Genomic DNA, 26,246 nt, shown 5'->3' on the forward strand with positions numbered 1-26,246 from the left:
TCGATTCCTCGCTCACCGAGCGCACCTTCGGCCTGACCGCCACCGACATCGAGGTCGGCCTGCGCGAGACCGTGACGGACGCGACCACCACCAGCGCGAGCGGGCCGTCCGGATATTTGCGCGGGTCCGGGCAGTAGGCGATGGCGTGGCAGCCCCAGGAGTCCCACGGATGCTGTTCCGCCGGGACGCGGCGACCGGCCCGCTTCTCCTCGCGCCGGCGGGCGGCGAAGGCGGCCGCCCGCGGCATGACCAGTGCGCGGGCGGCCTCGAGGTCGTCGAGGGCCCGGACCAGCGCCGCCGGATCGGCCTCGATCCGGCGGGGGATGCGGTGAGCGGCCACCAGGTGGTTCCAGGTGGCCCGGAACCCGTACGGCGCGAAGTGATAGAGGCAGTTCCGCAACCGCGCCCGGCGCTGCCAGGCGACGAGGTCCGGGTCGCGTACGCGCCGGGCCGTCGCGGGGAAGCTGGTCACACCGCGATGATCACACGCCGGGGTCCCAGGCGATGAGCCGGTCGAACTGGCGCCGGTCACCCTCGAGCTTCAGCGCGTCCATGAGGATCCGGCCGTAGAGGAACAGGACCAGCTCGCTGGCCGAGCCCTCAGCGGAGGCGTCGGCGGTGCCTTCCCCGTTGGTGCGGGCGGAGCGTGCGCCGTCGGCGGAGAGCGAGAGACGCCAGGAACGGCCCTCGGTGGCGTGGTAGTCGACGGTGGCGGGCTCGTGCGGCCAGGGCGAGGTCGTCGCGCAGCAGGTGGACAGGAACTCGTCCACCCCGTCCAGGGCGATCTCGGTGGGCAGCGGCTCCGCAGCGCCCACGACGAGCTGGGCGTCGTAGGTGTGCACGGCCAGCTGCTGCAGCTGATGCCGGGCCACGGCCGCGCTGTTCCGCGGGGACTGCGAGCGCCCCCACCAGGTCCAGCACCCGCGGTCGGGGCCGGCCTCGCGCAGCGCGCCGACCAGCAGCTGGGTGGATGCGGTCAGCCAGTCCAGCAGCGCGTCGCGCTCGCGGGGTGCTTCCAGCGGGCCCGGCCAGGCAGCCCGGTCCGGTGGCGCGTCGGCCGGCCCGGCGGCGACGGTGGCCGCCCACCTGCGGCGCCCCTCACCGATGTGCTCGGCCAGGTCGAACAGCGTCCACTCCGGGCAGGTCGGCACCTGCGCGCCGAGGTCGGGCGCCGCGGCGACGGCGGCCCGGAAGGCGGTCGCCCGCTCGTCGATCAGTCGCAGCAGATCGGAATACGTCAAAGTCGACTCCACCGGGGTTGTCTACCACCTTGTCGGCATCACCGCAGTGGGAATTTGATCGGGCGGTGCGCCGCCCGGCTGGCAGAATTCCGGCCGCGGCGATGGGCGCCGGGGTGGGATCGGGGGACGATGCGCAAGATCGTGGTGGATGACCTGTCCGGGCCGGGTATCGCCGCGCTGCTGCGCGAACACCTGGACGAGCTGCGGTCGATCACGCCGCCGGAGAGCACCCACGCGCTCGACCTCGACGCGCTGCGCCGGCCCGAGGTGACGTTCTGGTCGGTGTACGACGGCGAGCAGCTCGTCGGCTGCGGCGCCCTGAAGGAGCTGGACGCGGCCAGCGCGGAGGTGAAATCGATGCGCACCGCGGCGGCCGCCCAGCGGCGCGGGGTGGCGTCGGCGGTGCTCGGGCACCTGGTGGGGGAGGCGCGGCGGCGCGGATACGCCCGGCTCTACCTGGAGACCGGTGCGGACGGGTTCTTCGCGCCGGCCCGCGCGCTGTACGAGAAGTTCGGCTTCACCTACTGCGAGCCGTTCGCCGGCTACCGGCCGGACCCGAACAGTGTGCACATGACCCTGACCCTGTGACGGACGTCGATCTTTGGTAGCGTCGCCGCTCGTGATCAGCCGATGGATCCCGGTCGTCGTGGTCCTCACCGCCGTGGCCGCTGCCGGCGCCGTCGCGGGGATGCGCTGGCCGACCATGCTCGCCGGGCTCGCGGTGCTGCTGGTGCTCGCGCTGCGGCCGGTCGCCGGCCGCCCGGCCCGGCTGCTGACGTGGGGTGGCCTGCTGGCGGTGGCCGGTGCGCTGGTGGCCGAGGTCAGCGCGTGGCGGCAGGTGCCGGTCGCCACCGCCGACCTGATCGCGATGATCACCGACCCGGTCCTTCAGCGGGAACAGACGATCCGGTCGGTGGTCGTCGCGGGTGCGCTGGTGCTGGGGTGTGTGCTGCTCGCGGTGGCGGTGATCCGCCTGGCCGACCCGGGTGTGCTGCCGGACGCGGTGGCGCCGCTGGTGATCGGGACGGCGGTGCTGGGGGCGCGCACGTGGATGGAGGTGCAGACCGCGTACCGGACGATCACGACGGCGCCGCCGCTGGCGTCGCCGTCGCAGGGGGAGCGGGTGTCCATCGCGGTATCGGTGGATGACGGGCCGTACTACGAGTCGGGGTTCATCATCGCGGGGACGCTGGTGGGGGTGGCGTTGCTCGTGGTGGGGTGCGTGCGGCTCAGCCGCCGCGAACCGGCTGCCTGATCATCGCTTCGCGGCCGGGCCGCGTTCCGGGCCGCTGCGGTCGTCGTCTGCTCAGCCGCGCTCGACCGCGATCCGCGCCCCGAATGCGACCATCGCCGTCCCGGTCAGCCCGTCCAGGGTCCGGCGCACCCGGCGGCGCGACAGCACCCGCCGGGCCCGGTGCAGCCCGGCGGTCAGCAGCATCAGATAGGTCAGCGAGAGCAGGGCGTGGCTCAGCGCGTACCCCAGCATCGACACCGCGCCGGCCTGCGGCGCGAGGAACTGCGGCAGCACCGCCAGGTAGAAGACCAGCACCTTCGGGTTCGTGATGTTGGAGAGGAACCCCTGCCGCCAGCCGCGGATCGCCGCGCCCTTGCCACCTTCGGTGGCCTCCATCGGATACTGCCCGCGCCAGGCCGAGCGGAGCGCCCGCACGCCGAGATACACCAGATACGCCGCGCCCGCCCACTTGATCGTCTGGAAGACCGGCTGGGCGCTCACGATCAGCGCACCCAGCCCGATCACCGCTGCCGTGCCCTGCACCGCGTTCGAGGTGGCGACCCCGGCGGCGCACCACAGGCCGCGCGCCCGCCCGCCGGAGACGGTGTTGCCGGTGACGACGGCGAAGTCCGGCCCCGGGATCAGCACGACCACGACGGCCAGCGCGATGAAGGTTCCATAGGCAGCCCCATCCATGCCTTCATCCTAGGACGCCTTAGGGGAGGTGCGGCAAGCCGCACCCCCCGATCAAGGACGGCTTCGCCGACCACCCCGATTTCGTACGCGGCCGCGCTGCGATCCGGGCTCGGTACCATGCCGACGTGGTCGGCTGGCGCCTGGACAGGATCGGATCCGCCCTGCGAGGGGAGAACCCCACCGTTCTCGCCCGGCTGGCGACGAGCTTCGCGGTCATCGGCGACTCGCAGCTGCTGCCGGGCTACTGCGTCCTGCTCACCGACGACCCGACCGCCAACCGCCTCACCGACCTGCCGCGCCCGCGCCGGCTCGCCTTCCTCGCCGACATGGACCTACTCGGGGAGGCGATCGCCACCGTCTGCCACCGTCGCGACAGCGGATTCCGGCGGGTGAACTACTCGATCCTGGGCAACCTCGATCCCTACCTGCACGCCCACGTCCACGCGCGATACACGTGGGAGCCGGAAGACCGGGCGAAAGGGCCGGTGTTCGGTTATCCGGCGGAGTTGCGCTCCGCTCCGGAGCATCTCCTCGGCCCCCAGCACGACCCGCTGCGAACTGAGCTGACGAGAGAGCTCGAACGCCTCGCCAGCTCCTGAGCCGAGCCAGCCGCAGCCTGCAACGGCCGGCCGATCCCGCCACCGCGTCCCAGCCACCGTCCCTTGCCGTCAGCTGAAGCCGCGCGGCTGGCGTTCAGGCACGGATTGAGCCCGCGGTTCGGTTCCTGGCCGCCAGCTGAAGCCGCGCGGCTGGCGTTCAGGCACGGATTGAGCCCCCGGTTCGGTTCCTGGCCGCCAGCCTGGCGGCCTCGGCTGGCGCTGACGCAGCTTATGGCGGCCGGGTTAGGTTCCTGGCGGACAGCCGACTCTGCTCGGCCGACGCTCAGGCCTGTCGTGGCGTCGCGGCTCCGTGCATGCCAGCTGACGTCACTCGGCTGGCGGTCAGGCATGGAAAGAGCCCGCGTTGGGGTTCTTGACCGCCAGCCGAGGCCGCCGGCTGGTGCTCAGGCACGGACTGAGGCGGCTGTTCGGTTCCTGGCCGCCAGCCGGGGTCGCCCGGCTGGTGCTGACGCGCCTTATGGCGGCCGGGATGGGTTCATGCCGGACAGCCGAGGCCGCCCGGCTGACGCTCGGGCACGTCACGGCGTTGCGGCTGCCGTGCCTGACCGCCGGCTGAAGCCGCCGGCTGGCGGCCAGGCACGGAATGAGGTCGCGGTTAGGGGTGTGGCAGCCAGCCGACAGTGCCACGAGCTGGGACTGGCGTGGTGGCCTCGCCGTGAGTTCAGGAGAGTCGATTGGCTCGGGTGTTCGGGTCAGGGGATAGGGAGGGTGACTCGGCGGCCCATGCCGATGGACTCGGCGGCTTCGTCGGTGACCATGGCGAAGGAGCCGGGTGGGACGCCGTCGAGAGCTGCTACGCGGGAGGCTGCGGTCAGCAGGGTTTGTTCGTCGCCGCCGGCGATGAAGAAGACGTAGCTGTCGTCGATTTCCTCGGCCTCGTCGTAGACCTCGATGTCGAGTTCGTCCTCCAGGTCGATCAGGTGGTCCTCGACCTGTTCGATCCACGGGAACTGAAAGCTGTCCTGCGGCACGTCTTTGCCGGGCAGCAGGGGGACATGGATCTCGACGATCTGGCTCATGGCTTGATCTTGCCGGGTCTGTTCGCCGGTTGATCAAGGTGGTGCCGGAAGCCGGGAGCACTGTCGCAGGAGGGCCTCGGCTCCGAGAACGGGTTCCCCGAGCAGGACGGTGATCGCGAGCGGTGCCCGCCATCGGTTCGCGCAGGGGAGAAGACGGGTGTTCCAGGCCGACGGACGACATGCGGCACGGCGGTCACCGGACGCGGTGGGCAGGCGTCTGCCTGAGGACGTCGTGCGGGCAGCCAAGCCCCAGGGAGTCAACTTGCGGCGTAGGAGCCGAACGGGGACAACCCGGCGGGGCTTGCTGCGCTAGGAAGGGAACTCATCGCAAAAGGCCGTCGAATCAGTATCCTAGGATGCCCTAGAGGCAGTGCGGCAAGCCGCACTCAACACCCAAAGGACGGCTTCGCCGACAACCCATGAGAATCGACGCGGACGTTTGCCGCCGGTGGCGGCTCGAACCGGGACCGTTGCTGGGCGAACACGGCGGTGGCACCTGGGCCGCCACCCGCGCCGGGCAGGACCTCATCGTCAAGCGGGCGAGATACCGCGACGTGGCGTACACGCTGCGGGTCTCGGCTGAGCTGCGGGAACGGGGCTGGCCGACGCCGCAGTTGCTCGACGAGCCGTTCACCGACCGGCACGGTGACATCTGGCTGCTGCTGCACCGCCTGCCGGGCGTGCCCCGGGCACGCGGCGACGCCGGCGAACAGCGCGCCCGCGGCCGGCTGCTCGCCGAGTTGCACCTGGCCGCTGCCGGGATCACCGGCTGCCGCGCCGGTTTCCCGGGGCCTGATGTGGTCGTCGCCGACCCGGCGCTGGAGCGGTGGTTGCGGGAGTTCGAACGGTTCCGGCCCGATCAGGGCCGCCTGCTGCGGCAGTGCCGTGACGCGACAGCGCAGTGGTTCGCCGCGCAGGATCTCAGCGCCGTGCCGCGCGGTCTGATCCACGGGGATTTCGCCACGTGGAATCTGCTGTTCGACGGTGACCGGCTGTCCGGGTTGCTGGATTTCGAGGCTGCGCACCGGACGCTGCTGGTGGCGGATTTCGCGTTGTGGTGGCGCGGTTATCAGGATGACGTGATCCGTGGTTACGCCGAGGTGCGCCCGCTTTCCGATCTGGAGCGGGCGCTGGTGGTCCCGGTGTTCCAGGCGTGGCTGTTCTACGGCTTGACGGAGCTTTCGCCGGGCGGCGCCGACCTGGAGTGGCAGGTCCGCAAGTTGGGCCTGGTCAGAGGATGACGAAGTCGGGTGGGTCGTGGCGCAGGAATTCGTGGTGGGAGATGTCCCAGCCGTAGGCGCCGGCGCGGGCGAAGACGAGCCGGTCGCCGGCGCGTAGTTGGGGGACGTGCTGGCCGCGGGTGAGGACGTCGCGGGGGGTGCACAGTTCGCCGACGGCGTCGATGTCGGTGTCGTGGACGGTGGGGCGCGGGTAGGGCCGGTCCCAGTCGTCGACGGGCAGGACGGTGAACGGGTGGCTGTAGCCCCAGGCGGCGGGGAGCCGGAAGTGGTGGGTGCCGCCGCGTAGGACGGCGAAGGTGCGCCCGTGGGTGGTTTTGAGGTCGAGGACTTCCGCGGTGTACCAGCCGGCGTCGGCGGTGAGGTAGCGGCCGGGTTCGAGGAGCAGTTCGATGCCGTCGGGAACGGTGACTTTCGACAGCGGTGTCAGGTCGATGGCGGCCGTGCTCAGGTAGTCGACGCCGAATCCGCCGCCCGCGTTGACGGTGCGCAGGTGTACGCCGTGTTTGTGGGCGGTGCCGAGGGACCAGGTGATGGCGTCGGTGAGGAAGGCCGCGTGTGCGGTGCCGTCGAGGTTGTTGGAGACGGCGTGCAGGTGGAATCCGGTGACGCGCAGTCCGGCGGGGATGTCGGCGAGCAGGGCCGGTAGTTGGGTTTCGTCGACGCCGAACGGGGTGGGGGTGCCGGTCATGGTGTGGCTGCCGGTGAGTCCGCTGCCGGCGCGGTTGACCCGGATGCAGATGTCGGCGTGCAGGCCGAGGCCGGCGAGGCGGCGCAGTTCGTGGGCGCTTTCGACGTTGAGTTGGGCGCCGGCGGCGACGGCGGCGGCGAGTTCGGTGTCGGTTTTGGCCGGTCCGCCGAAGGCGATGCGGCGGGCGCCGGCGTTGACGGCGAGGTGGAGTTCTCCGCCGGAGGCCACTTCCAGGCCGTCGCACACGGTGGCGAGGGTGTCGACCACTCGGGGGTGGCCGTTGGCTTTCACCGCGTACAGGAATAGGGTGTTGGCCGGCAGTGCCGCCCGGAAGGTTTCTGCGCGCCGGCGTAGTGCCTGGGTGTCGTAGAGGTAGGCGCAGGCGGGCGCCGGCAGGCGCCGCAGCGCGTGGGCGACGTGGGTGGGCAGCTCAGCCATGGAGGGGGTTGCTGACCGGGAGGTAGATGTCGCCTTCGCCGGCGAGGCGCATCCGGACGAGGGCTTTGTGGCCGATGGTGGGTGCGGTGAAGTAGGCGTGGTCGGGGTGGCCGTCGAGCTGGTCGTAGGTGTCGTCGACGATGTCGCGGACGATGCGCCAGGCGTGGTCTTCGGGCAGGCCGTGGGTTTCCTCCAGGCGGATGACGAGTTCGCCGAGGTGGGCTTGCAGGGCGGTGTAGCCGAGTTTGGCGCGTAGCAGGTCGAGGTCGTCGGTGCCGACGACGGAGCCGGGCCACAGGTCGAGGGTGTGTCCGGCGGCGGTGAGGCGGCCGGGGTGCAGGCGCAGGCCGGCGAAGTCGCGCAGGGCGAGGCGGTGGGGGCGGCCGTCGAGGAAGGTGGGCAGGCAGTTCTGCAGGTGGGCTTCGAGGGCGACGCCGCGGGTGGCCAGGCGCAGCAGGGGTGGTAGGAGCAGGCGGGTGTAGGCGGTGAGCCAGCCGGCGGCGCCGAGTCCGGATTCGTTGACGAGGCCGGCGAGGACGGTGGTGCCGGTGGCGGGGTCGTGGGCGGGCAGGGCGCTGCCGGGTACGGCGTGTTCGCCGGGTTGCAGGCGGCCGGTGAGGCCGGTGCGGGTGATGGCCGACAGGTCGCGTCCGGTGCCGGCGGCGGGTACGGCGGCGCCGCCGGTTTCGGCCAGCAGCAGCAGGCGGTGCCCGTCGGGGTCGTCGGCGACGATGCGGTGCAGCAGGTCGGAGAGGGCGGGTCCGTTGCGGGTGCTGGCGACGCTGATGCTGCGGCGGGTGGAGGTGACCTGGATGTCGAGGGACACCTTGAGGTAGGTGCCGGTGCCGGGGATGAGCAGGGTGCGCAGGGCGGCGGTGGGGATGGCGTCGAGGTGCCCGTCCATGGGTTGCAGGATGCCGGCGGTGAACAGGTCGGCGTAGCGGGTGGTGACCAGGTCGCGTTGCCAGGCGTGGACGGGCTGGGTGCGGTAGCCGGGTGGGGCGGCGGGCAGGTTCAGCGGTGCGGTGAGGTCGTCGCCGAGGTGGTGGTCGTCGCGGACGGCGAGCAAGCCGATGGTGGTGTGGCCGGCTTCGAGGTCGTGGGCGAGCACGTCGACGGTGTCCCAGCCGAGGCGGGTGCGGCCGCAGGGGTGCAGGTTGTGTCCGGCGACGGCGAGCCGTTCGAGCCGCACTGCCTCGATGTCCGGGTTATCGGACTCCTCACCCGCAGAGAAGCGGGAGAGCGCGATCGCCAGATTCAGCACCGCGTTGCGGATCTCCGCGGCGAAGGTGCCGTTGTCGAGGCCGGCGAGCAGGTCGACCGGGTCGTTGACGCCGGCGGTGGGGTATTCGACCCGGTTGAACGCGTGGACCCGCCCGCGGGTGTAGGCGGGGGTGAGTTCTTCGCGGACGAGGGCGGCGCGCAGGCGGCGGCCGACGGTGTCGGCGGCGTGGGGCAGGTTGGCGACGAAGCCGGCGGTCAGGTGGGGGGCGTGGACGGCGAGGGCGGCCTCGGTGTGGGCGGCGGCTGCGGCGAGGCGTCCGGTGCTGACGCTGCGGATCATCATGTGGGGTCCTTGGGCAGATGGGTCCACTGGTCGGCGAGCGGGTCGGTGGCGAGCCGCATGGCGGTGGTGGCTTTGATCGGCAGGGGGCCGTCGAGCAGGTCGGGGATGGTGTTCCACAGCCGGTCGGGTTCGGTGCCGTAGTGGTGGGCGAGGGCGGTGACCAGTTGCAGGGTGGCGGTGCCGAGGGCGGCGGTGAGTTTGGTGCGCAGGTCGGCGGGGTCGTCGGTGGGCAGGTCGCCGTGCAGGTCGAGGTCGGGGTGCTGGGTGGTGTGGACGCGCACGCCGCCGAGGTCGCGGTAGAGGGTGCGTACCGGCCGGCCGTCGGCGAGGACGATCAGGGTGTTCTGGCCGTGGGCTTCGAGCGCGACGCCGCGTTCGAGCACGCGCGCCATCGGCGCGAACAGCACCAGATCAAGGTCTTTCAGGAATGCGTACGGGTCGCGCAGGCTGGCCAGCAGCGCCGGGGTGGTGGCGAGCACCCCGAGGGGTACGGCGGTCTCGCCGGCGCCGAGTCGGGGCGCCTGCCGGGTGAGGTGGGCGAGGTGGCGGTCGGGTCCGTCGTCGGTGATGACCGCCCCGGCGGCGGTTTCGGCGAGCACGTCCAGTGGCAGGTCGGCGGTGAGGCGGGTGAGCAGTGCGGACAGGCGTGGCCCGTTGTGCACGGCGGCCGGGGAGACGGTGCGGACGGCGGAGGTCATCTGGATGTCGACGGCGGTTTTGATGTGGGGTCCGCCGCTGACCGGGGCGACGGTGCGCAGGGACATGAGCGGCCGGACCGGGCGGGTGACGCCGGCGTTGGTGAGCCAGGGGTAGCGGGCGAGCAGCCGGGGCGCCTGCCAGGGGTGGGCGTAGAGGACCGGCTGGGCGGTGCCGTACCAGCGGTCGGCGGGCACGCGCAGCCGGCGCAGGCGGATGACCGGCCGGTGTTCGGGGGCGTAGGCGAGCACGTCGGCGACGGTCAGGCCGGTGCGGGTGCGGCAGCACGGGTGCAGGGGGTGGCCGTCGACGAGGAGTTGTTCGATTTTGCCGAGGGCGTCGGGGTCGCCGGGTGCGGGGAGCCGGGTGGGGGTGGTGTTGGCGCGGGCCAGGGCCAGGTTGGCGACGCTGTTGGCGATCTCGGCGGTGAGGCGGCTGCCGGGCCAGAGGCGGTGCACGAGGGCGACCGGGTCGCCGTCGGGTTCGGCGCGGGTGAACGGTGCGGCGGCGGTGGTCGGGTAGCTGACCGTCTCGCCGTTGGTGAAGGTGACGTGGGTGTGGCCGTCGCGGTGTTCGCGGCGGGCCAGGCCGGGTAGCGGTTCGCGTTCCAGGGCGCCGTACAGGCGGGTGAGGATGGCGCTGCGCGCGCCGGGTAGGGCGGCGTCGTAGCGGTCGAGCAGGTCGGGGCGCAGCGTGGCGAGTTCGGCGCGGGTCTGCACGGGGTCGGCGGTCGGCTGCGGCACGTTCTCATTGTGGTGGCGTGACCCCGGGGTGTCTGTGCGGGGCGTTACGGGGCGAGCGACGCCACAGCCGGGTTACGGCGTGTCGGCCTTGCCGAGTTCGCGGCGGGCGATGGCGACGGATTTGCGGACCAGGGGGGCGGGGTCGTCGGCGAGCAGGTCGGCGAGTTTGCGGGCGTCGTCGTACTGGTGGTTGCGGATGAGGAAGAGGGTGGCGGTGATGGCGGTGCGGCGGCGCCACTGGTCGGGGGAGGCGGCGAGGTCGTAGAGGATGTCGCGGGGTTTGTCGAGCAGGTACCAGCCGATGACGCGGGGTGCGGCGCGGTCGACGAGGTCCCAGTTGTCGATGCGGTCGTGGTTGTTCAGGTAGGTGTCGTAGAGGGCGCGCCGTTCGGCGTCGGTGATCCTGGGGTGGCGGGCTTGGAAGTCGAGGATGCTGACGGCGCCCATGCGGGCCTCGTAGTAGGGGCTGGCCAGCAGTTGTTCGACCTGGTCCAGGGGCATGCGGTGGTAGGCCTTGGCGGTGGCGAACAGGGTGCCCATGCGCACGCCGATGACCTGGGTGTCGGGGCCGGTGTGCAGGTAGCGCTTTTTCTTGTCGCGTTCGGCGTCGTCGGCTTCGGCGTGCAGGGCGTCGAGGAAGGCGGCGGCGGTCAGCTGCATCGGCGCATGGTAGCCGTTCCCACCGGACCGCTAATCCGATAAATTCTCGTATCTCATCAGCGCAGAGGGGTGTGGGCCGTGGACGCGGACGTCATCGTCGTGGGTGCCGGGCTGGCCGGGTTGGCCGCCGCGCACGAGCTCACGGCCGCCGGGAAGAGGGTGGCGCTGCTGGATCAGGAGAACGCGGCCAACCTCGGCGGGCAGGCGTGGTGGTCGTTCGGCGGGTTGTTCTTCGTCGGCAGCCCCGAGCAGCGGCGGGCCCGCATCCGCGACGACGTCGAGCTGGCCTGGTCGGACTGGCAGGCCAGCGCCGGGTTCGACCGCCTCGGCGACGAGGACAGCTGGGCGGTGCGCTGGGCGCGGGCGTACGTGGAGTTCGCCGCCGGGGAGAAGCGTGCCTGGCTGGCGTCGCTGGGGATGAAGTGGTTGCCGTTCGCCGGCTGGGCCGAGCGCGGTGACCTGCGCGCCGGCGGGCACGGCAACTCGGTGCCGCGGTTCCACATCACCTGGGGTACGGGCACCGGGGTGGTCGAGCCGTTCGCCAACGCGGCGCTGGCCGCGGCGGCCGCGGGGCGGCTGGCGTTTCATCACCGGCACCGGGTCGACGAGCTGATCGTCGAGGGCGGTGCGGTGGCCGGGGTGCGCGGCACCCTGCTGGCGGCGGACGACGCGGCGCGCGGGGTGCCGTCGAACCGCACCGTGGCCGGGGACTTCGAGCTGCGGGCGCCGGCGGTCATCGTCACCACCGGCGGGATCGGCGCCAACCACGACCTGGTGCGCCAGTACTGGCCGGCACGGCTGGGCACCGCCCCGACCAGCATGGTGACCGGGGTGCCGGCGTACGTGGACGGGCGGATGCTCGGCATCGCTGAGGCCGCCGGGGCGCGGCTGGTCAACCGGGACCGGATGTGGCACTACGTGGAGGGGGTGCGCAACTGGAACCCGGTGTGGCCGGGCCACGGCATCCGGATCCTGTCCGCGCCGTCGCCGATGTGGTTCGACGCGCTCGGCCGGCGCCTGCCGGCGCCGTTCTTCCCCAGCTACGACACCCTGGGCACGTTGCGCTACCTGCGCACCACGCCGGAGATCGCCGGGTACGACCACTCGTGGTTCCTGCTGTCGCAGCGGATGATCGAGAAGGAGTTCGCGCTGTCCGGGTCCGAGCAGAACCCGGACCTGACCGCGAAGGACCGGCGGGCGTTCATCAAGGAGCGGCTGTTCGGCAAGGGCGCGCCGGCGCCGGTGGAGGCGTTCAAGCAGCACGGCGACGACTTCGTGGTCGCCGACGGCCTCGATGATCTGGTCGCGGCGATGAACAAGCTGACCGCCGAGCCGCTGCTGGACGCCGCCCGCATCCGCGAGCAGGTGCAGGCGCGGGACCGGCAGATCGGCAACAAGGTCAGCAAGGACGCGCAGGTGCAGGGCATCCACAACTCGCGCCGCTACCTGGGCGACAGGATCGGCCGGACGTCGGTGCCGCACCGCATCCTGGACCCGGCGGCCGGGCCGCTGATCGGGGTGAAGCTGCACGTGCTGACCCGCAAGACCCTCGGTGGCATCCAGACCGACCTGGACTCGCGGGTCCTGGGCCTGAGCGGGGAGCCGGTGCCGGGGCTGTACGCGGCCGGTGAGGTGGCCGGGTTCGGCGGCGGCGGGGTGCACGGCTACAACGCCCTGGAGGGCACGTTCCTCGGCGGGTGCCTGTTCTCCGGGCGGGCCGCGGGCCGGCACGCCGCGCGCAGCCTGTGATCAGGTGCGGGCGGCGCGGCGCCGCGCTGTCTGCCGGGTGACTTTCGCCTCGGTGCCGCAGTCGCTCATGCTGCACCAGCGGCGGCTGCCGTTCTTGCTGGTGTCCAGGAACAGCCCGTCGCAGCCGCCGGTGGACGCGCACACCTTGACCCGGTCGAGTCGGCCGGTGGTGAGCAGGTCGACGGCTGAGCAGGCGGCCGGCCACCAGGCGCGGTCCAGGTGGTCGCCGGGGAACGTCCAGCTGTAGCGGGTGCCGGTGGGGGTGAGGGTGGCGGCGGCCATCGCGCCGGCGTACCCCTGCTGAATGATCGCGAGGTCGGCCGCGGCCGGGGTGTCATCGGCGCAGACCCGGAAGATCGCCTCGCGCAGCCGCAGCGCGGCGGCGTGGGATGCCTGCGCGGCCTGCGGCCGCGCTGCGGCGAGCGTTTGCAGGTGCCGGGCGGTGTCGTCGTCGATCAGTTCGGCGTACGCGGCCCAGCGCACCAGGTGGCCGTAGTCGTGCAGGTGTTCCTCGGGGCGGGGCATCGCCCTGCCGTCGACGGAGTTGGCGAAGTCGAGGCAGGGCAGGCCGCCGAAGAGCGGGGGAAAACTCATTGCTTCCACCAAAATGCGTTTAGGGGGTTGCGGAGCCGGGCAGCTTCCGGTGAAATGAGTTTAACCGGAAACATAGGGAGGGATCACTGATGATCGACCTCGTCCTGCCGCTGCTCCGGCCCGCCGCCACGCGGATCAGTCACTCCGCGCTGCCGGACGCGCCGGTGGTGCCCGATCCGGAGCCCGGCCCGCTGCGCCGGGGCACCGCCGCCGCCCTGCGCCGGGCGGCGGCCCGCCTCGACCACTGCTACCAGCGGCCGGTCAGCCCAGCACGATCGGCTCGAACAGCCGGGTGAAGTCCTGCTGCTCCTCGGCGGTGTCGAACCCGACGTAGTAGTGCAGCTTGGCGTAGTCGTCCTCGCTGGGGAACACCAGCGGGCTGTCGGCCACCTGCTGCAGCTCCGCACGGTCGTCGCCGGACAGCTCGGCGGCGTCCTTGCGGATCTGCTGCTGGGCGGCCGGCACCGGGCACACGTAGTTGATGTACTCGGCCAGCGACGCCGCGTTCTCCACCCGGTAGAAGAAGTCGATCAGGGTGATCGCGTCGACCGGGTTGGCGGCGGTGACCGGGATGGCGAAGTTGTCCGTCCAGATGGTGCCGCCCTCCTGCGGGATCACGAACTTGAAGTTCGTGCCGTCGGAGAGGTTCTTCTGGAAGATGTCACCGGACCAGGCCTGGGTGATCCACACCTCGCCCTTGCCGAGCGCGTCCAGGTAGTCCTGCTCGTAGTAGTTGCGCACGATGCCGGCGTCCTTCTGCTGCTGCAGCTTCGCGGCGGCCTTCTTCCAGCCCGACTCGTCGGAGCCGGCGGGATCGATGCCGGCGGCCAGCAGGCCGAAGTTCGCCAGCTCGGTGACGTCGGACATCATGCCGACCTTGCCCGTGAACTCCGGGTCCCACAGGTCGGCCAGCTTGGTGATCGGCCGCTTCACCTTCGCGGGGTCGTAGGCGATGCCGGTGATGCCCGACGCCCACGGCACGCTGAACACGTTGCCCGGGTCGAACGACTCCTGCGCGTACTTCTCCGCGGCGTTCGCCGTGTAGTGGGGCAGCCGGTTGTGATCCAGCGGCGCCAGGAACCCGGCGGCGCGGAACTGGCCGAACTGGATCCCGTTGGTGATCACCATCAGGTCGAAGCCGATCGACTGGCGGGCCGACAGCTGCGGCTGCACCTTGGCGAACCAGGGGCCCATCTCCTGGATGACCTCCTGGTAGTTGACCTGGATGCCGGTCTGCTCGGTGAACTTCTTCAGCTCCGGTCGCTGCGGATCCATGTACATCGGCCAGCTCGCGAAGTCGACCTTGCCGTTGCCGACCTTGCCGTCCCAGAAGTTCGCCAGGGCGCCGGTGTCCACGCTCGCCGCCGGAGTGCCCTTGCCCTGCACGCCGCAGGCGGCCAGAGCGCCGCCCAGCGCGGTCAGCCCGCCGAGGCGCAACGCGTCGCGGCGGCCGAGCCGCCGCCGCGTCAGGCCGCGCAGCAGGGAGGGATCGGTGGCGTTGCGGTGGAACATCAGACTCCGATCGGGTACGGGGCGCTCCGGGCGTGGTCGACCCCAGAATGATCAACAGTATGCCGGGGTGGCGGGTCGCGGGGCCGGCGTTCGGGCTGCTCACGGCGGCGGATGGCCAAGATCCACCGGCTGTTCCGGTGGCGCTCGGTGCCCAAAGGTTGATCTTGCACCGATGAGGTTCGCGCGCCGCGCCCGTCTGTACCTGGGAGATCGATTCACAGGAGGCTGACACGATGCGCAAACTGACCTTCGGCATGAACCTGAGCCTGGACGGCTACATCGCCGCGCCCGGCGGCGACCTCGGCTGGAGCGTGCCGAGCGACGAGCTGTTCCAGTTCTGGTCCGACCGGGTGCAGGCCACCGGCACGGCACTGTACGGGCGCAAGGTGTGGGAGGCGATGAGCTCGCACTGGCCGACCGCTGACCAGCAGCCCGGCGCCACACCGGCACACGCCGAGTACGCCCGCCGCTGGCGGGACATGCCGAAGGTGGTGTTCTCCTCCACGCCGCGCCCGGTCGACTGGAACACCCGCCTGGTCACCGGCGACGCGGTCACCGAGATCACCCGGCTCAAGGCCGAGGACGGCGGCCCCATCGACCTCGTCGGCGCCACCCTCGCCGCAGCCGCCATGCGCGCCGGGCTGATCGACGAGTACCTGCTGGTCACCGCACCGGTCTTGCTGGGCGGCGGCACCCCGTTCTTCACCGCCCTGGACAACTGGGTGAACCTGGCCCTGGTGCAGACCCGGACGTTCCCCGGCGGTCTGCTCCTGACCAGGTACGAGACCAGGCGCTGAGCTGCGATCACCGTGCCGCCGGCAGGCCCAGCCAGGCTTTGCCGGCGGCGTCGAACCCGGTGAGCTCGGCGATCTTCCCGTCGACGACGTGCAGGACCGCGACGGCGAACAGCCGGTACTGCGGGTCGTCGGCGGCGCGCAGGTACAACGCGGCGGCAGGCATCCGGTTGACCGTCGTGGCGAGACCGCGCCAGTCGTCGTGGCCGCGCTGGAACAGCCCCCCGCGAATCCAGCCGTCCACCGCGTCCTCCGCGGTCACGGTCACCGTGCCCGGGTCGGGCAGCATCGCGAAGCGCAGGTCGTCGCGCAGCAGCGACACCAGCCCGGCCAGGTCGTTGCGCTCATGGGCGTCGATGTAGGCCTTCACCGCGCCGCGCTCGTCGTGCGACAGCTCGACGGTGGCGGGGCTGCGCCAGTCGAGGCGGCGGCCGGGCAACCGCGCGCGCATCGTCACCCGGGCCCGCTGCAGGGCGCTGGTCACCGAGGCGACGCTCAGCGCGAGCGCGCCGGCGGCCTGCGGCGCCGGCCAGCCCAGGACGTCACGCAGGATGAACACCGCCCGCTGCCGCGGCGGCAGGTGCTGCACGGCGACGATGAACGCCAGCTCGATCGTCTCCCGCGCCACCACCGAGTCCTGCGGGTCCTGCGGCAGCATCCGGTCGGGGTACGGCTGCAGGTACCCCAGCTCGGCCCCGGGGTCCGGCAGCTCGGACACCACGGTGCGGTCGGGGCGCTTGTCCAGCAGGTCCAGGCAGGCGTTCGTCGCGATCCGGTACAGCCAGGTCCGCAGGCTCGCGTGACCCTGGAACGACTCCCGCTTGCGCCACGCCCGCAGGAACGTCTCCTGCGTCATGTCCTGGGCGTCCTCGTAGTTCGCGAGCATCCGGTAGCAGTGCACCTGCAGCTCACGCCGGTGGCGCTCGGTCAGCAGCGCGAACCGCGCGGTGTCGTGCGCGCGGGCCGCCGCGATGAACGTGGCCTCGTCGGCGCCCAGCTGCCTGGCGTCGGTCATGTCGTCGATCCTTCCACCGGTGCGAGAGTGTCAACAGAACTGACGACGCGGCGCAGGGTTTCTGATCGGTGGGGTGAGCGCAACCGCGTGCCGCCCGGCCGGTGATCGTGCGAGCGCGGTCAGCGTCGCAGCGGGCCGGGTGGGCGCTGCCGGGTGGCTCAGGCCAGCACGGCGATGGTGAAGACGCCGACGGCGGCACCAAGGTACCCGGCGGCGATGGGCACGCTGCGGGGCTGTTTCCTCTCCGCGCCGAGCCGTTCGTAGAGGGCGCCGAGGCGGCGGCGCACGCGGTCGCCCCGGGCGGCGCCGGCGAGCAGCAGCAGCAGGCACGGCAGGCAGTAGACCAGTGCGTACCCGCCGATGATCATGAGGGAGCGGGTGGTGCCGATATCGGCGTTGACGATCCGCTCGATGGCGATGAAGTACGGGAAGGCGTTGGGCAGGTCCGCCCCGGTCATGACCAGCCCGAGCACGGCGGCGCTCGCCGGGTTGACCCAGCGCGGCACGGTGACCGCCGGGCGGATCCGGGCTCGCAGGCGGCGCAGCCCGGCGACGGCCAGCGCCACCGCCGCCACCGTGAACGCGATCCTGCGCACCCAGACCAGGCCGTTACCAGCGGCGTCGGCGGCGACGTCGGCACCGAGGTACACCACCGCCCCGAGCGCGAAGACCGTCAGATAGGCGCCGGCGACGAATCCGGCAGCCGCCCGGACGGGGTGCGCCATCGGGGCCAGCAGCAGCAAGGCCACCCCGGCGATGGTGGCGGGGTTCAGCGCGTCGAGCAGGGCCAGGCCGGCGACTGCGGCCAGCAGCGCCGCGGTCATGCCTGCTCAGCTGCCGTGCGCAGACCGAGATGGCGCAGCAGCTCGTCCACGTCGTCGCCGGTCGGGGGCGGACCGGTCAGCGCGGCCAGGAACAAGCCGTCACCGACCAGCCGCACCAGCCGCGCCCGGATGGGGTCGCCCAGCTCGGCGGTCAGCATCTGCTGCCAGCGCTGTTCGGCTGCACCCACCTCCTGCGGCAGGTCGAGCTCGCCGGTGGTGGTCAGCCGCATCGTCGACATGATCGCCCGGTAAACCATGCTTTCCTCCGGCACGGGCACCGACAACCGTAGCCACGCCGCGGCCATCATTCCCTGCGCTGCGGCCACGGTCAGCCGTTCGTCGAACCGATGCACTGCCCGGGTCACCAGCGCCCGCAGCAGCGACTGCTTGTCGAAGTGATAGAGCAGGCCGCCCTTGCTCACGCCCGCCGCTGCCGCTACCGCCTCCAGAGCGGGCGGCACGTGACCCGCGATGATCAGTTCCTCGGCGGCGTCCAGGATGCGCTCGCGTGCTGTTCCCATACGCATCACTGTACCGTCCGGACGGTACAGTGATGCGTACGCGAGGCGTCCCTCAGTGCCGGCCGCCGCAGCCCGGCTGGCGCTGACGCACCGGATCCGGCCGCTGAGCGGTGTCTCAGCACCAGCCCGAAGAACCCGGCTGGCTGTCGGGTACCGAAACCGGCGGCTATGTGGGGCATCAGCGCCAACCCACGCCCTGGCTGGCCGCCACACCCGAAACCGGTCGCTGTCAGGTGTGCCGGCGCCGGCCGGAGACGCCCGGCTGGCCGTCACGCACCGAATGAGCCCGCCATTAGGTGCGCCGGCGCCAGCCCGAGACGGCAGGCTGGCCGTTTACGCACTGAATCCGGGTGCTGTCAGGTGCGTTGAGGGCAGCCGGAGACGGCGGGCTGGCTGGCAGGGGCGGATCGCGCCGGGACGGCGTGGTCTCGGCGCCGGCTGGGTGCGGGGCGGCGCGGTGGCGGGGCGGGGGCTGTGGGGTAGGCGCGACGGCGTGCTTACGCCCGGCGGTCGCGCTGCGGCCTGGGGGCGGGCCGGGATCGCGTGATGCCACGGGGCCGTACACGTCCGTACCGGGAAGGGGTTTTCACCACAGCTTGGCCTCGACGTCGGGGGCGAGGCCGACCGGTGGGCGGTCGGCGCGCAGCGGCGGATCGCCCGGCAGGGAGCTCAGCCACCGCCAGGTGTCGGTGACGGTGTCGCGTGCCGGGCGGCAGCGCAGGCCGGCGCGGAGGGCCTTGGTGACGTCGCCGCGGTGCATGAAGTCGTGGTCGGGGCCCGGTGGCAGCCAGATCGGCAGGTGGGTCCAGGCTTCGATGCCGGCGTCGAGGATGGTCTGCGGGTCGGTCCAGCGCAGCTCGGCGTGCCCGCCGGTGACCTCGGCGGCGATGGTGAGCAGCTCGCCCATGGTGGTGTGGCCGGGTTCGCTGACCAGGTTGTAGGGGCCGGTGCGCCCGGCCGCGGCGGCGTCGAGGACGAACAGTGCCAGGTCGCGCACGTCGATGTATTGCAGGGGCAGCTCGCGCGGGCCGGGCGCCAGGGTGGGGCCGCCGCGGTGCAGGCGGCGCAGCCACCACGGCAGGCGGCCGACGTCCTCGTGCGGGCCGAGGATCAGCCCGGCGCGGGCCAGCAGCAGCGGGCCGGTGAACTCGGCGGCGGCGTGTTCGCCGCGCAGTTTGTCGCCGGCGTAGCCGGGGTCGTCGAGCTCGCACAGCGGGGAGTCCTCGGCGAGCGGGGCCGGGTCGCCGTAGCGGTAGACCGAGCGGCTGGAGATGTAGGTGTAGTGGCCGGCGCGGCCGGACAGCAGGCGGGCGGTGGCGGCCACCGCGGCGGCGTCGGCGGACCAGGTGTCGACCACGGCGTCCCAGGTGCCGTCGTCGAGGGCGGCCAGGCCGCCGGGGGACTCGCGGTCGCCGGGCAGCAGGTGGGTGCCGGGGACCGGGTCGCGGCGCCCGCGGTTGAACACGGTCACCGTGTCGCCGCGGGCGACCGCTTCGCTCGCGACCGCACGGCCGACGAAACCACTGCCTCCGAGTACCAGAATCCGCATGCGCCGAGCCTGCCGCACGCCGGTGGCGGCGCCCAAGGGACGTCTGCCGTCAGCAGAGTCCGATATTCTCTGACCTGTGTCAGAGATTGAGGGCCGCATCGATCGGGTCCGCGAGTTCCACCGCTACTACACCCGGCACCTCGGGGTGCTCACCGACCGCTATCTCGGCCAGGACCGGCCGCTCGGGCAGGCCCGGCTGCTGTTCGAGATCGGCGCCGGCGCCGACGTGCGGCAGCTGCGCGAGCGTCTCGGCCTGGACTCCGGCTATCTGAGCCGGCTGCTGCGGGCCCTGGCCGACCAGCAGCTGATCACCGTGCGGGCGCACCCGGCCGACGGGCGGGTGCGCGTCGCCGAGCTCACCGACGCCGGCCGCGCCGAACGCGCCGAGCTGGACCGCCGCTCGCGTGACGGTGTCGCCGAGCTGCTGGGCCGGCTCACCGACACCGAACGCGACGAGCTGCTCGACGCGCAGGCGCGCATCCGGCGGCTGCTGCGCCGCGCCGCGCTCACCGTGCAGCCGGTGCCGGCCGACGACCCGGACGCCCGCGGCTGCCTGCGCCGCTACGCCACTGAGCTCGCCGGGCGGTTCCCGGAAGGCTACGACCCGGCCACCCTCACCCCGGCCGATCAGATCGACGGGACGCTGCTGCTGGCCCGCGAGGACGGCCGGCCGGTCGGCTGCGGCCTGTGGGTGCACCTGGGCGAGCGCACCGCGGAGATCCGCCACCTGTGGGTGGCCGCCGACGCCCGCGGCCTCGGCCTGGGCCGGCGGCTGCTGGGCGCGCTGGAAGACGACGCGGCAGCCCACGGGATCCGCACGGTGCGGCTGGGCACCCACGGCGCCCTCGCCGAGGCGATCGGCATGTACCGGGCGGGCGGCTACCGGCCGATCCCGGCCTACGGTGACTCGGTCTACAACCAGTTGGCCTTCGAGAAGACGCTGGCTCAGCCGTCCCAGTCGAGCTGATGGTCCGGCACGCCGACGCTGCGGCCGTAGTCGACCGCCTCCTGCCGGCCGGCCGTGTCACCGACCGCGTACCGGAAGATCTGCCCGGCGAAGACCACCACATGGTCGGGGCCGTCGCGGAAGTCGGCGTACCAGCCGCCCTCGGCGGCCAGCGCGGTGCTCAGGGCCGCGGCGAGGGGGCCGGCGCTGGCCGCCGGCGCCGCCACGTCGATCAGGGTCCACACCGGCGGCTGGCCGGCGGCGACCGAGCCGGACACGTCCTGGCGGCTCACCCGGGTCAGCGTCAGGCCGGGTACGTCCAGCTCCGCGCCGGGGCGCAGGCTCTCGGCGATGATTCGTCCGTGCAGCATCCCTAATCCTGGACCGGAACCCGGCGCGGCCGCACCCGGGACAGGTCCGCCGGCCGGCTGTGGTCGACGAAATGCGGCGTCTGCAGCTCGGTGAGCCGCAGCGGGGTGAGCGCCTCGTCCAGCCCCTCCATGATCAGCCGGGTGGCCTGCACGGCCCGCGCCCCGGCCGACCCGGACACCCCGGACAGGTCCACCGGGGTGCCGAAGTTGACCTGCACCACCGGCCGGCGCAGCAGCGCCCGCAGCAGCGGCCGGGCCATCCGTTTCGGGGCCTCGTACGGCAGCACCGCGTGCGCACCCCACTGGGCGACCGGCACGACCGGCGCGCCGCAGATGTCGGCCATCCGCGCCACCCCGGTCTTGCCGCGTTCCGGCCACATCCACGGGTCCAGGCCGATGCGGCCCTCCGGGTAGACCAGCACCATCGCGTTCTCCGCCAAAGCCTTCCCGGCGGCGTCCAGGGCGCTGGCGGCGTGCACGGTGTTGCGGTCCACCCGGATGTGCCCGCACCGCCGCATGATCCAGCCCAGCACCGGGGCGTCGAACACCCCACCGGTCGCCATGATCCGCGGGGTGATCCCGGCCTTCTGGCAGGCCGCGACCATGACCAGCGGATCGCACGGGCTGACGTGGTTGGCCGCCAGGATCACCGGCCCGCCGCGCAGCGCGGCCGGCACCGTGCCGTGCACCCGCAGCCGGCACAGCGGAAACACCACGATCCGCGACAGCGCGAGCAGGATCCGCCACAACCGCGGCGCCCGCCACGAAGAAGTCCCCATGAGGCGGACATGATGCCACGCGCACGCTAGCCGCGGCAGCCGCAGGGCAGCCCGGTGATCAGCACCGCGGCGACGACCGCGTGCAGGATGCTCAGGCCCAGGATCGCGGCGGCGCTCGCACCGCCGGCCGCGCCGAGCAGCGACACCACGAACACCACGGCCGCGACGATCGTCCAGATCCGCCGGGCGCGGGCGGTGACACGTTCCAGCACGGCCAGCAGCGCCCAGCCGGCCAGCGCGGCGGCCCCGGCGGACACCGCGACCGCGGCCGGGCCGACGCTCGGCCCGTCGCGCAGGCTCAGATCGAAACCGGCGCCGTAGCGCAGCAGCAGGTAGGCCATCTCGGCGGCGACGACGGCCAGCACGGCCGTACGCAGCCGGTAGCGGGTGACGGCGCGCCGTGAGACTTCGGGGTTGCTCTGCTGAGTAGTCATGCCATCAGCGTCGGCGCCGGCAGCATCGCGCCGCATCGATCGGGCGGCGCCCGCGGCTACGACTTTGGTCGGTGGCCCACCCCCGGACCCGCAACTAGGCTGCTCAGCATGGCGACGGCGACGTGCGAGCAACCGGCGGCGCCGGCCCGCCCGGTGATCTGGGGGTCCTCGGCGGCCATCGCGCTGCTGGTCGCCTCCGCGGTGATCAGCAGCGCCGGCCGGGAACCGTCCGGCCGGCTGACCCTGGACGTGCTGCTGGCCGTCGCGGCGTGCGCGCTGGTGCCGGTGGCGCTGCTGCGGCCGGTCACCGGCGGCCTGCTGCTGGGCGCGCTGGCCGGGCTGTCGCACGTGGTCACCCCGGCCGCCACGTTCGCCGTGCTCACCACCGCCCGGCAGCGCCCGTTCCGGCAGGCCGCCCTGGTCGGCGCCGCCGGGATCGCCGGGCACGCGGTGCTCGGCTGGTGGCGGCCGCTGCCCGGCCTGCCGTACCAGTGGTGGCTGCTGCTGACCCTGCTGGCGTATGCGGCGCTGCTCGGCTGGGGCACCTGGGCGCGCGCCCGCGAAGCCCTCGTCACGTCGCTGCGCGAACGCGCCCACCGCGCCGAGACCGAACAGCAGCACCGCGTCGCCGAGGCCCGCCTGGCCGAACGCGCCCGGATGGCCCGCGAGATGCACGACGTGCTGGCCCACCGGCTGTCGCTGCTGGCCGTCTACGCCGGCGCCCTGCAATACCGGCCGGACGCGCCGCCGCAGAAACTCGCCGAGGCGGCCGGGGTGATCCGCGCCGGGGTGCACCAGGCCCTCGACGAACTGCGCGAGGTCATCACCGTGCTGCGCCACGACCCCGACGCCACCGACGGCCCGCCCGCACCCGGCCTCGACGAGCTGCCCCGGCTGGTCGGCGAGACCCGGGCGGCCGGGCTGCGGATCGGCTTCGACGACCGGATCGGGCTGCCCGCCGACGTGCCGGCCAGCACCGGGCGCACCGCGTACCGGATCGTGCAGGAAGCACTGACCAACGCCCGCAAACACGCCGCCGGGCAGCCGGTGAACGTCGTCGTCGCCGGACGCGCCGGCGACACCCTGCGCGTCGAGGTGCGCAACCCGCTGACCGCGGCCACGCCGGGCCTGCCCGGCGCCGGCCTCGGCCTGCTCGGCCTCGCCGAGCGCGTCACCCTCGCCGGCGGCCGGCTGCGGCACAGCACCGACGACGGCGAGTTCCACCTGTACGCGGAACTGCCGTGGCGCAGCTGAGCGAGGTACGGGTCCTCATCGTCGACGACGACCCGCTGGTGCGCGCCGGGCTGACCCTGATGCTCGACGGCGCCGCCGGCATCACCGTGGTCACCGCCGTCGCCGACGGTGACGAAGTGCCCGCCGCCCTCGACACCCACCACGTCGACGTGGTGCTGATGGACATCCGGATGCCGCGGGTCAACGGGATCGCGGCGACCCGCCGGGCCCGCGCCCGCCCCCGACCCCCTGAGGTGATCATGCTGACCACGTTCGACACCGACGAGCACGTGGTGCGGGCCCTGCGCGCCGGCGCCGGCGGGTTCCTGCTCAAGGACACCCCACCGGAACGCATCGCCGCCGCCGTGCGCACCGTCGCCGCCGGCGAGCCGATCCTGTCCCCGGCGGTCACCCGCCGGCTGATGGCCAAGGTCGCCTCCGGCGCCGACACGTCCGAGCAGGCCCGCGCCGCCCTGGCCGCGCTCAGCCCCCGCGAACGGCAGGTGGCGCTCGCGGTGGCCCGCGGCCACACCAACGCGCAGATCGCCGACACCCTGGCGATGAGCGTGGCCACCGTCAAGGCGCACATCACCCACATCTTCACCAAACTCGACCTGAACAACCGCACCCAGGTGGCGATGCTCGCCCACGACGCGGGGCTGCTGTGATCACCTGCGTGGTGCACTACACGATCGACCCGGCGCAGCTGGAGGCGTTCGAACGCTTCGCCCGCGCCTGGATGCGGCTGGTCGCCGCGCACGGCGGTGTGCACCACGGCTACTTCCTGCCGGCCGAAGGGGCCAGCGACAAGGCCGAAGCGTTGTTCAGCTTCGACAGCCTGGCCGCCTACGAGCAGTACCGGCAGCGTTTCGGCGTCGACCCGGAGTTCATCGCCGCCGACCGTATCCGCGACGAGTCCGGGTGCGTGCTGCGCTACGAGCGCACCTTCATGCGGCCGCTGCTGCCCTGACCGCTGGGCTATCGTGGCAGACGGCGGCACACGCTCGTGCCCGCCCCGGACGAGTTGCGTGTCGTACCCGGCCTGACAAGACGACCGCCGTGAGGTGAGTTGTCGTGGCCTGGTTCGCTCTGATCGTCTCCGGGATGCTCGAGACCGTGTGGGCGATCGCCCTCGACCGCAGCGCCGGCTTCTCCCGGCCGCTGCCGACCGCGGTGTTCGCGGTGGCGCTGGTGCTGAGCATGGCCGGTCTCGGCTATGCGCTGCGCACCGTGCCGGTCGGCACCGGATACGCGGTGTGGGTGGGGATCGGCGCGGTCGGCACCGCGGTGGTGGGGATGGTGGCGCTCGGCGAGTCGGCGAGCCTGCCGCGGATCCTGTGCCTGCTGCTGGTGATCTGCGGGATCGTCGGCCTGAAGTACTTCCACTAGCCGCGGCTGGCGGGTGCATGTCGGCCCGGCCGTAACCACGCTTGCTGCCCTGATCTGACGTCAGATCGTAGCGACGCCGGCGCCGACCTGCTGCAGGCAGCGCTGGAGCCGGCGTAGGTAGGCGTCGAAGGGTTCGTCGGCCTGCCATGCCTGGTAGGCGGTGGCGGCGGCGGTACGGGCGAGGTTCATCTGCAGCAGCGCCGTCATCTCGTCCTGGCCGCGGGTGCGGGTCATCACCCAGTCGCGCAGGTCGCTGCTGAACTGCTCGCCGAAGTCCTGCGTCGACTGCGCAAGGGCAGGGGATCGGGCCTTGAGGCGCCGTTGCAGTGGCATCCGGTCGGCGAGGCGCTCGTTGAACGCCATCATGATCGCTGTCAGCGAGTCCCAGAGCGGCTCGTCCGCGGGCCGGGCGTTCATCATGGCCTGCCAGTTCTCCCGTTCCTGCGGGTCCTGGTCGAAGACGACGGCTTCTTTGCTCGCGAAGTAGTTGAAGAACGTCGCCCGGGACACGTTCGCGGCGGCGGCGATCTGCTCCACGCTGACGGACTCGAAGCCGCGTTCGTCGAACAGCCGCAATGCGGCCGCCCGGATGGCCCGCCAGGCCTCCAGCTTCTTGCGTTCGCGCAGATTCACCCCGTCCTCCTGCGGGCGATCATAGCAGATTCTGGATTCCATCGAATATTAGACGGCGTCCAAGATGCGTGTATGGTGGACCGGCAGCGCGACCCCGATCCTCAGCCGGAGCAGGGGATTCCCTACCGCGCCGCCATGCCGCTGGAAGGAAGATCCATGAGCAAGGTCTGGTTCATCACCGGCACCTCACGCGGTTTCGGCCGCAACTTCGCCGAATCCGCCCTCGAACGCGGTGACCGCGTCGCTGCGATCGCCCGTGACACCGGTTCCCTCGACGACCTGGTCGGCAGGTACGGCGACCAGGTGCTGCCGCTGGCCCTCGACGTCACCGACAAGACAGCTGTCACCGCCGCGGTCACCGCCGCCCACGAGAGATTCGGACGCCTCGACGTCGTGGTCAACAACGCCGGCTACGGCCTGTTCGGCGCGGTTGAGGAGATCAGCGAGCAGCAACTGCGCGACCAGATCGAGACCAACCTGTTCGGCGCTTTCTTCGTCACCCAAGCGGTCCTGCCGATCCTGCGGGAGCAGGGCAGCGGCCACCTCATCCAGATCTCCACCATCGGCGGCGTCGGCGCGTTCCCCAGCCTCGGCGGCTACCACGCCTCCAAGTGGGCCCTCGAAGGGCTCACCGAGTCCCTGGCCCAGGAGGTCGCTGGATTCGGCATCAAGGTCACCCTGGTCGAGCCGGGCGGCTTCGCCACCGACTGGGCCGGATCCTCGGCGGTCCACGCCGAACCCCAGCCGGCCTATCAGCCCCTGCGCGACGCCATGGCGGCCCGCGCGGGCGGCGCCTCGTACGGCGACCCGACCGCCGCCGGACCCGCGCTGCTGCAGATCGTCGACGCCCCGAACCCGCCGCTGCGTGTCCTCTTCGGCTCCCAGCCCACCCAGATCGTCAAGCACCTCTACGCCCAGCGCCTGCAGACCTGGGCCGACTGGGAGCACGTCTCCCACGCTGCCCAGGGCTGACGCGCCCGTGCCAACGAGCACCACCCGCTCGGAGCCGTCCGCCCAGTGGGCCCGTGCCTGCTGGGCGGCGTCCGAGCCGTTCACCGTC

Annotated in this window: 31 protein-coding genes and 1 riboswitch; of the genes, 13 read left to right on the plus strand and 18 right to left on the minus strand. The window is 72.4% G+C overall.

Annotation, left to right across the window (positions count from 1 at the left end):
* Positions 1 to 472, minus strand: a 472-nt coding sequence (locus AB0F81_RS29865; protein WP_360202564.1) for a hypothetical protein, incomplete at its 3' end; no start/stop codon positions are given.
* 10 nt (positions 473 to 482) lie between these two features.
* Positions 483 to 1,241, minus strand: a complete 759-nt coding sequence (locus AB0F81_RS29870; protein ID WP_360202566.1) for a maleylpyruvate isomerase family mycothiol-dependent enzyme — start codon at positions 1,239 to 1,241, stop codon at positions 483 to 485.
* Positions 1,242 to 1,370: 129 nt separating this feature from the next.
* On the opposite strand from AB0F81_RS29870, the gene AB0F81_RS29875 reads away from it, so the two are divergent.
* Entirely contained in the window at positions 1,371 to 1,829 is a 459-nt protein-coding gene (locus AB0F81_RS29875; protein ID WP_360202567.1) for a GNAT family N-acetyltransferase, read from the plus strand.
* A gap of 31 nt (positions 1,830 to 1,860) precedes the next feature.
* The gene (locus AB0F81_RS29880) at positions 1,861 to 2,496 is read left to right on the plus strand and encodes a hypothetical protein (protein WP_360202569.1); all 636 of its coding nucleotides are present in this window, start codon (positions 1,861 to 1,863) and stop codon (positions 2,494 to 2,496) included.
* A gap of 51 nt (positions 2,497 to 2,547) precedes the next feature.
* On the opposite strand, the gene AB0F81_RS29885 is transcribed toward AB0F81_RS29880, so the two are convergent.
* Positions 2,548 to 3,171: a LysE family translocator gene (locus AB0F81_RS29885; protein ID WP_360202570.1), complete on the minus strand. Its 624-nt coding sequence runs from the start codon at positions 3,169 to 3,171 to the stop codon at positions 2,548 to 2,550.
* A gap of 125 nt (positions 3,172 to 3,296) precedes the next feature.
* On the opposite strand from AB0F81_RS29885, the gene AB0F81_RS29890 reads away from it, so the two are divergent.
* On the plus strand, positions 3,297 to 3,770 hold the full coding sequence (locus tag AB0F81_RS29890; RefSeq protein ID WP_360202572.1) for a diadenosine tetraphosphate hydrolase: 474 nt from the start codon (positions 3,297 to 3,299) through the stop codon (positions 3,768 to 3,770).
* A gap of 713 nt (positions 3,771 to 4,483) precedes the next feature.
* Here the strand turns inward: AB0F81_RS29890 and AB0F81_RS29895 are convergent.
* Positions 4,484 to 4,810 carry a hypothetical protein gene (locus tag AB0F81_RS29895; RefSeq protein ID WP_360202574.1) on the minus strand — a complete coding sequence of 109 codons (327 nt, stop codon included), beginning with the start codon at positions 4,808 to 4,810 and terminating at the stop codon, positions 4,484 to 4,486.
* A gap of 419 nt (positions 4,811 to 5,229) precedes the next feature.
* Between AB0F81_RS29895 and AB0F81_RS29900 the strand changes: the two genes are divergently transcribed.
* A complete protein-coding gene (locus AB0F81_RS29900; protein WP_360202576.1) occupies positions 5,230 to 6,051 on the plus strand; it encodes a phosphotransferase in 822 nt (273 codons plus the stop codon).
* Here AB0F81_RS29900 and AB0F81_RS29905 read toward each other — a convergent pair.
* The 4 genes from AB0F81_RS29905 to AB0F81_RS29920 form a co-directional block, all read right to left on the minus strand.
* Positions 6,041 to 7,177 carry a type III PLP-dependent enzyme gene (locus AB0F81_RS29905; protein ID WP_360202578.1) on the minus strand — a complete coding sequence of 379 codons (1,137 nt, stop codon included), beginning with the start codon at positions 7,175 to 7,177 and terminating at the stop codon, positions 6,041 to 6,043. The genes AB0F81_RS29900 and AB0F81_RS29905 overlap by 11 nt on opposite strands.
* Entirely contained in the window at positions 7,170 to 8,744 is a 1,575-nt protein-coding gene (locus AB0F81_RS29910) for an IucA/IucC family protein (RefSeq protein WP_360202580.1), read from the minus strand. The genes AB0F81_RS29905 and AB0F81_RS29910 overlap by 8 nt, the downstream gene beginning before the upstream one ends.
* Positions 8,741 to 10,183 carry an IucA/IucC family siderophore biosynthesis protein gene (locus AB0F81_RS29915; protein WP_360202581.1) on the minus strand — a complete coding sequence of 481 codons (1,443 nt, stop codon included), beginning with the start codon at positions 10,181 to 10,183 and terminating at the stop codon, positions 8,741 to 8,743. Before AB0F81_RS29915 ends, AB0F81_RS29910 begins: the two co-directional genes overlap by 4 nt.
* Before the next feature lie 72 nt (positions 10,184 to 10,255).
* On the minus strand, positions 10,256 to 10,843 hold the full coding sequence (locus tag AB0F81_RS29920) for a DNA alkylation repair protein (protein WP_360202583.1): 588 nt from the start codon (positions 10,841 to 10,843) through the stop codon (positions 10,256 to 10,258).
* 78 nt (positions 10,844 to 10,921) lie between these two features.
* Between AB0F81_RS29920 and AB0F81_RS29925 the strand changes: the two genes are divergently transcribed.
* Positions 10,922 to 12,592: an FAD-binding dehydrogenase gene (locus AB0F81_RS29925; protein WP_360202585.1), complete on the plus strand. Its 1,671-nt coding sequence runs from the start codon at positions 10,922 to 10,924 to the stop codon at positions 12,590 to 12,592.
* Here the strand turns inward: AB0F81_RS29925 and AB0F81_RS29930 are convergent, their stop codons facing one another.
* Positions 12,593 to 13,186, minus strand: a complete 594-nt coding sequence (locus AB0F81_RS29930) for an ABATE domain-containing protein (RefSeq protein WP_360202587.1) — start codon at positions 13,184 to 13,186, stop codon at positions 12,593 to 12,595. It abuts the gene before it with no gap.
* A gap of 89 nt (positions 13,187 to 13,275) precedes the next feature.
* Between AB0F81_RS29930 and AB0F81_RS29935 the strand changes: the two genes are divergently transcribed.
* Positions 13,276 to 13,482, plus strand: a complete 207-nt coding sequence (locus tag AB0F81_RS29935) for a hypothetical protein (protein ID WP_360202589.1) — start codon at positions 13,276 to 13,278, stop codon at positions 13,480 to 13,482.
* Here AB0F81_RS29935 and AB0F81_RS29940 read toward each other — a convergent pair.
* On the minus strand, positions 13,448 to 14,698 hold the full coding sequence (locus AB0F81_RS29940) for a spermidine/putrescine ABC transporter substrate-binding protein (protein WP_360202592.1): 1,251 nt from the start codon (positions 14,696 to 14,698) through the stop codon (positions 13,448 to 13,450). The genes AB0F81_RS29935 and AB0F81_RS29940 overlap by 35 nt on opposite strands.
* Positions 14,699 to 14,931: 233 nt before the next feature.
* Here AB0F81_RS29940 and AB0F81_RS29945 point away from each other — a divergent pair, with 233 nt between their 5' ends.
* Positions 14,932 to 15,495, plus strand: coding sequence for a dihydrofolate reductase family protein (locus AB0F81_RS29945; protein ID WP_360202594.1), 564 nt, complete (start codon positions 14,932 to 14,934; stop codon positions 15,493 to 15,495).
* A 7-nt stretch (positions 15,496 to 15,502) separates the two neighbouring features.
* Here AB0F81_RS29945 and AB0F81_RS29950 read toward each other — a convergent pair whose 3' ends face one another.
* From AB0F81_RS29950 to AB0F81_RS29965, 4 genes are all read right to left on the minus strand, one after another.
* Entirely contained in the window at positions 15,503 to 16,507 is a 1,005-nt protein-coding gene (locus tag AB0F81_RS29950) for an RNA polymerase subunit sigma-70 (protein ID WP_360202595.1), read from the minus strand.
* A gap of 158 nt (positions 16,508 to 16,665) precedes the next feature.
* Positions 16,666 to 17,331: a GAP family protein gene (locus tag AB0F81_RS29955; RefSeq protein WP_360202597.1), complete on the minus strand. Its 666-nt coding sequence runs from the start codon at positions 17,329 to 17,331 to the stop codon at positions 16,666 to 16,668.
* Complete coding sequence (locus AB0F81_RS29960; protein ID WP_360202599.1) at positions 17,328 to 17,852, minus strand: TetR family transcriptional regulator; 525 nt, start codon at positions 17,850 to 17,852, stop codon at positions 17,328 to 17,330. The genes AB0F81_RS29955 and AB0F81_RS29960 overlap by 4 nt, the downstream gene beginning before the upstream one ends.
* 586 nt (positions 17,853 to 18,438) lie before the next feature.
* Positions 18,439 to 19,401, minus strand: a complete 963-nt coding sequence (locus tag AB0F81_RS29965; RefSeq protein WP_360202601.1) for an NAD-dependent epimerase/dehydratase family protein — start codon at positions 19,399 to 19,401, stop codon at positions 18,439 to 18,441.
* A gap of 76 nt (positions 19,402 to 19,477) precedes the next feature.
* On the opposite strand from AB0F81_RS29965, the gene AB0F81_RS29970 reads away from it, so the two are divergent.
* On the plus strand, positions 19,478 to 20,368 hold the full coding sequence (locus AB0F81_RS29970) for a MarR family winged helix-turn-helix transcriptional regulator (protein WP_360202603.1): 891 nt from the start codon (positions 19,478 to 19,480) through the stop codon (positions 20,366 to 20,368).
* Here the strand turns inward: AB0F81_RS29970 and AB0F81_RS29975 are convergent.
* The 3 genes from AB0F81_RS29975 to AB0F81_RS29985 are packed head-to-tail and all read right to left on the minus strand — an operon-like array spanning position 20,347 to position 21,931.
* Positions 20,347 to 20,718, minus strand: a complete 372-nt coding sequence (locus AB0F81_RS29975) for a hypothetical protein (RefSeq protein WP_360202604.1) — start codon at positions 20,716 to 20,718, stop codon at positions 20,347 to 20,349. The genes AB0F81_RS29970 and AB0F81_RS29975 overlap by 22 nt on opposite strands.
* A gap of 2 nt (positions 20,719 to 20,720) precedes the next feature.
* Positions 20,721 to 21,497, minus strand: coding sequence for a lysophospholipid acyltransferase family protein (locus AB0F81_RS29980; protein WP_360202606.1), 777 nt, complete (start codon positions 21,495 to 21,497; stop codon positions 20,721 to 20,723).
* 26 nt (positions 21,498 to 21,523) lie between these two features.
* Entirely contained in the window at positions 21,524 to 21,931 is a 408-nt protein-coding gene (locus AB0F81_RS29985; protein WP_360202608.1) for a DUF6069 family protein, read from the minus strand.
* A gap of 108 nt (positions 21,932 to 22,039) precedes the next feature.
* On the opposite strand from AB0F81_RS29985, the gene AB0F81_RS29990 reads away from it, so the two are divergent.
* From AB0F81_RS29990 to AB0F81_RS30005, 4 genes are all read left to right on the plus strand, one after another.
* Entirely contained in the window at positions 22,040 to 23,185 is a 1,146-nt protein-coding gene (locus AB0F81_RS29990; protein WP_360202610.1) for a histidine kinase, read from the plus strand.
* A complete protein-coding gene (locus AB0F81_RS29995; protein WP_360202612.1) occupies positions 23,173 to 23,832 on the plus strand; it encodes a response regulator transcription factor in 660 nt (219 codons plus the stop codon). Before AB0F81_RS29990 ends, AB0F81_RS29995 begins: the two co-directional genes overlap by 13 nt.
* 8 nt (positions 23,833 to 23,840) lie before the next feature.
* Complete coding sequence (locus AB0F81_RS30000) at positions 23,841 to 24,134, plus strand: NIPSNAP family protein (protein WP_360202614.1); 294 nt, start codon at positions 23,841 to 23,843, stop codon at positions 24,132 to 24,134.
* Positions 24,135 to 24,154: 20 nt separating this feature from the next.
* Positions 24,155 to 24,225: riboswitch (guanidine-III (ykkC-III) riboswitch) on the plus strand.
* A gap of 13 nt (positions 24,226 to 24,238) precedes the next feature.
* On the plus strand, positions 24,239 to 24,553 hold the full coding sequence (locus AB0F81_RS30005; RefSeq protein ID WP_360202615.1) for an SMR family transporter: 315 nt from the start codon (positions 24,239 to 24,241) through the stop codon (positions 24,551 to 24,553).
* A 60-nt stretch (positions 24,554 to 24,613) separates the two neighbouring features.
* On the opposite strand, the gene AB0F81_RS30010 is transcribed toward AB0F81_RS30005, so the two are convergent.
* Positions 24,614 to 25,186, minus strand: a complete 573-nt coding sequence (locus AB0F81_RS30010) for a TetR family transcriptional regulator (RefSeq protein ID WP_360202617.1) — start codon at positions 25,184 to 25,186, stop codon at positions 24,614 to 24,616.
* 156 nt (positions 25,187 to 25,342) lie between these two features.
* Between AB0F81_RS30010 and AB0F81_RS30015 the strand changes: the two genes are divergently transcribed.
* On the plus strand, positions 25,343 to 26,158 hold the full coding sequence (locus AB0F81_RS30015) for an SDR family oxidoreductase (RefSeq protein WP_360202618.1): 816 nt from the start codon (positions 25,343 to 25,345) through the stop codon (positions 26,156 to 26,158).
* Positions 26,159 to 26,246 lie beyond the last annotated feature (88 nt).

Origin of the sequence: Actinoplanes sp. NPDC024001 (assembly GCF_040638955.1) — a bacterium.
Lineage (GTDB): Bacteria > Actinomycetota > Actinomycetes > Mycobacteriales > Micromonosporaceae > Actinoplanes.

Bases quoted from the DNA above. Each gene is read 5' to 3' on its own strand.
- AB0F81_RS30015 (WP_360202618.1), top strand. From the start codon at position 25,343: ATGAGCAAGGTCTGGTTCATCACCGGCACCTCACGCGGTTTCGGCCGC.
- AB0F81_RS29965 (WP_360202601.1), bottom strand. From the start codon at position 19,401: ATGCGGATTCTGGTACTCGGAGGCAGTGGTTTCGTCGGCCGTGCGGTC.
- AB0F81_RS29900 (WP_360202576.1), top strand. From the start codon at position 5,230: ATGAGAATCGACGCGGACGTTTGCCGCCGGTGGCGGCTCGAACCGGGA.
- AB0F81_RS29885 (WP_360202570.1), bottom strand. From the start codon at position 3,171: ATGGATGGGGCTGCCTATGGAACCTTCATCGCGCTGGCCGTCGTGGTC.
- AB0F81_RS29985 (WP_360202608.1), bottom strand. From the start codon at position 21,931: ATGACTACTCAGCAGAGCAACCCCGAAGTCTCACGGCGCGCCGTCACC.
- AB0F81_RS29905 (WP_360202578.1), bottom strand. From the start codon at position 7,177: ATGGCTGAGCTGCCCACCCACGTCGCCCACGCGCTGCGGCGCCTGCCG.
- AB0F81_RS29945 (WP_360202594.1), top strand. From the start codon at position 14,932: ATGCGCAAACTGACCTTCGGCATGAACCTGAGCCTGGACGGCTACATC.
- AB0F81_RS29980 (WP_360202606.1), bottom strand. From the start codon at position 21,497: ATGGGGACTTCTTCGTGGCGGGCGCCGCGGTTGTGGCGGATCCTGCTC.
- AB0F81_RS29875 (WP_360202567.1), top strand. From the start codon at position 1,371: ATGCGCAAGATCGTGGTGGATGACCTGTCCGGGCCGGGTATCGCCGCG.
- AB0F81_RS29895 (WP_360202574.1), bottom strand. From the start codon at position 4,810: ATGAGCCAGATCGTCGAGATCCATGTCCCCCTGCTGCCCGGCAAAGAC.
- AB0F81_RS29990 (WP_360202610.1), top strand. From the start codon at position 22,040: ATGGCGACGGCGACGTGCGAGCAACCGGCGGCGCCGGCCCGCCCGGTG.
- AB0F81_RS29960 (WP_360202599.1), bottom strand. From the start codon at position 17,852: ATGGGAACAGCACGCGAGCGCATCCTGGACGCCGCCGAGGAACTGATC.
- AB0F81_RS29955 (WP_360202597.1), bottom strand. From the start codon at position 17,331: ATGACCGCGGCGCTGCTGGCCGCAGTCGCCGGCCTGGCCCTGCTCGAC.
- AB0F81_RS29930 (WP_360202587.1), bottom strand. From the start codon at position 13,186: ATGAGTTTTCCCCCGCTCTTCGGCGGCCTGCCCTGCCTCGACTTCGCC.
- AB0F81_RS29950 (WP_360202595.1), bottom strand. From the start codon at position 16,507: ATGACCGACGCCAGGCAGCTGGGCGCCGACGAGGCCACGTTCATCGCG.
- AB0F81_RS29975 (WP_360202604.1), bottom strand. From the start codon at position 20,718: ATGCTGCACGGACGAATCATCGCCGAGAGCCTGCGCCCCGGCGCGGAG.
- AB0F81_RS29940 (WP_360202592.1), bottom strand. From the start codon at position 14,698: ATGTTCCACCGCAACGCCACCGATCCCTCCCTGCTGCGCGGCCTGACG.
- AB0F81_RS29920 (WP_360202583.1), bottom strand. From the start codon at position 10,843: ATGCAGCTGACCGCCGCCGCCTTCCTCGACGCCCTGCACGCCGAAGCC.
- AB0F81_RS29935 (WP_360202589.1), top strand. From the start codon at position 13,276: ATGATCGACCTCGTCCTGCCGCTGCTCCGGCCCGCCGCCACGCGGATC.
- AB0F81_RS29910 (WP_360202580.1), bottom strand. From the start codon at position 8,744: ATGATGATCCGCAGCGTCAGCACCGGACGCCTCGCCGCAGCCGCCGCC.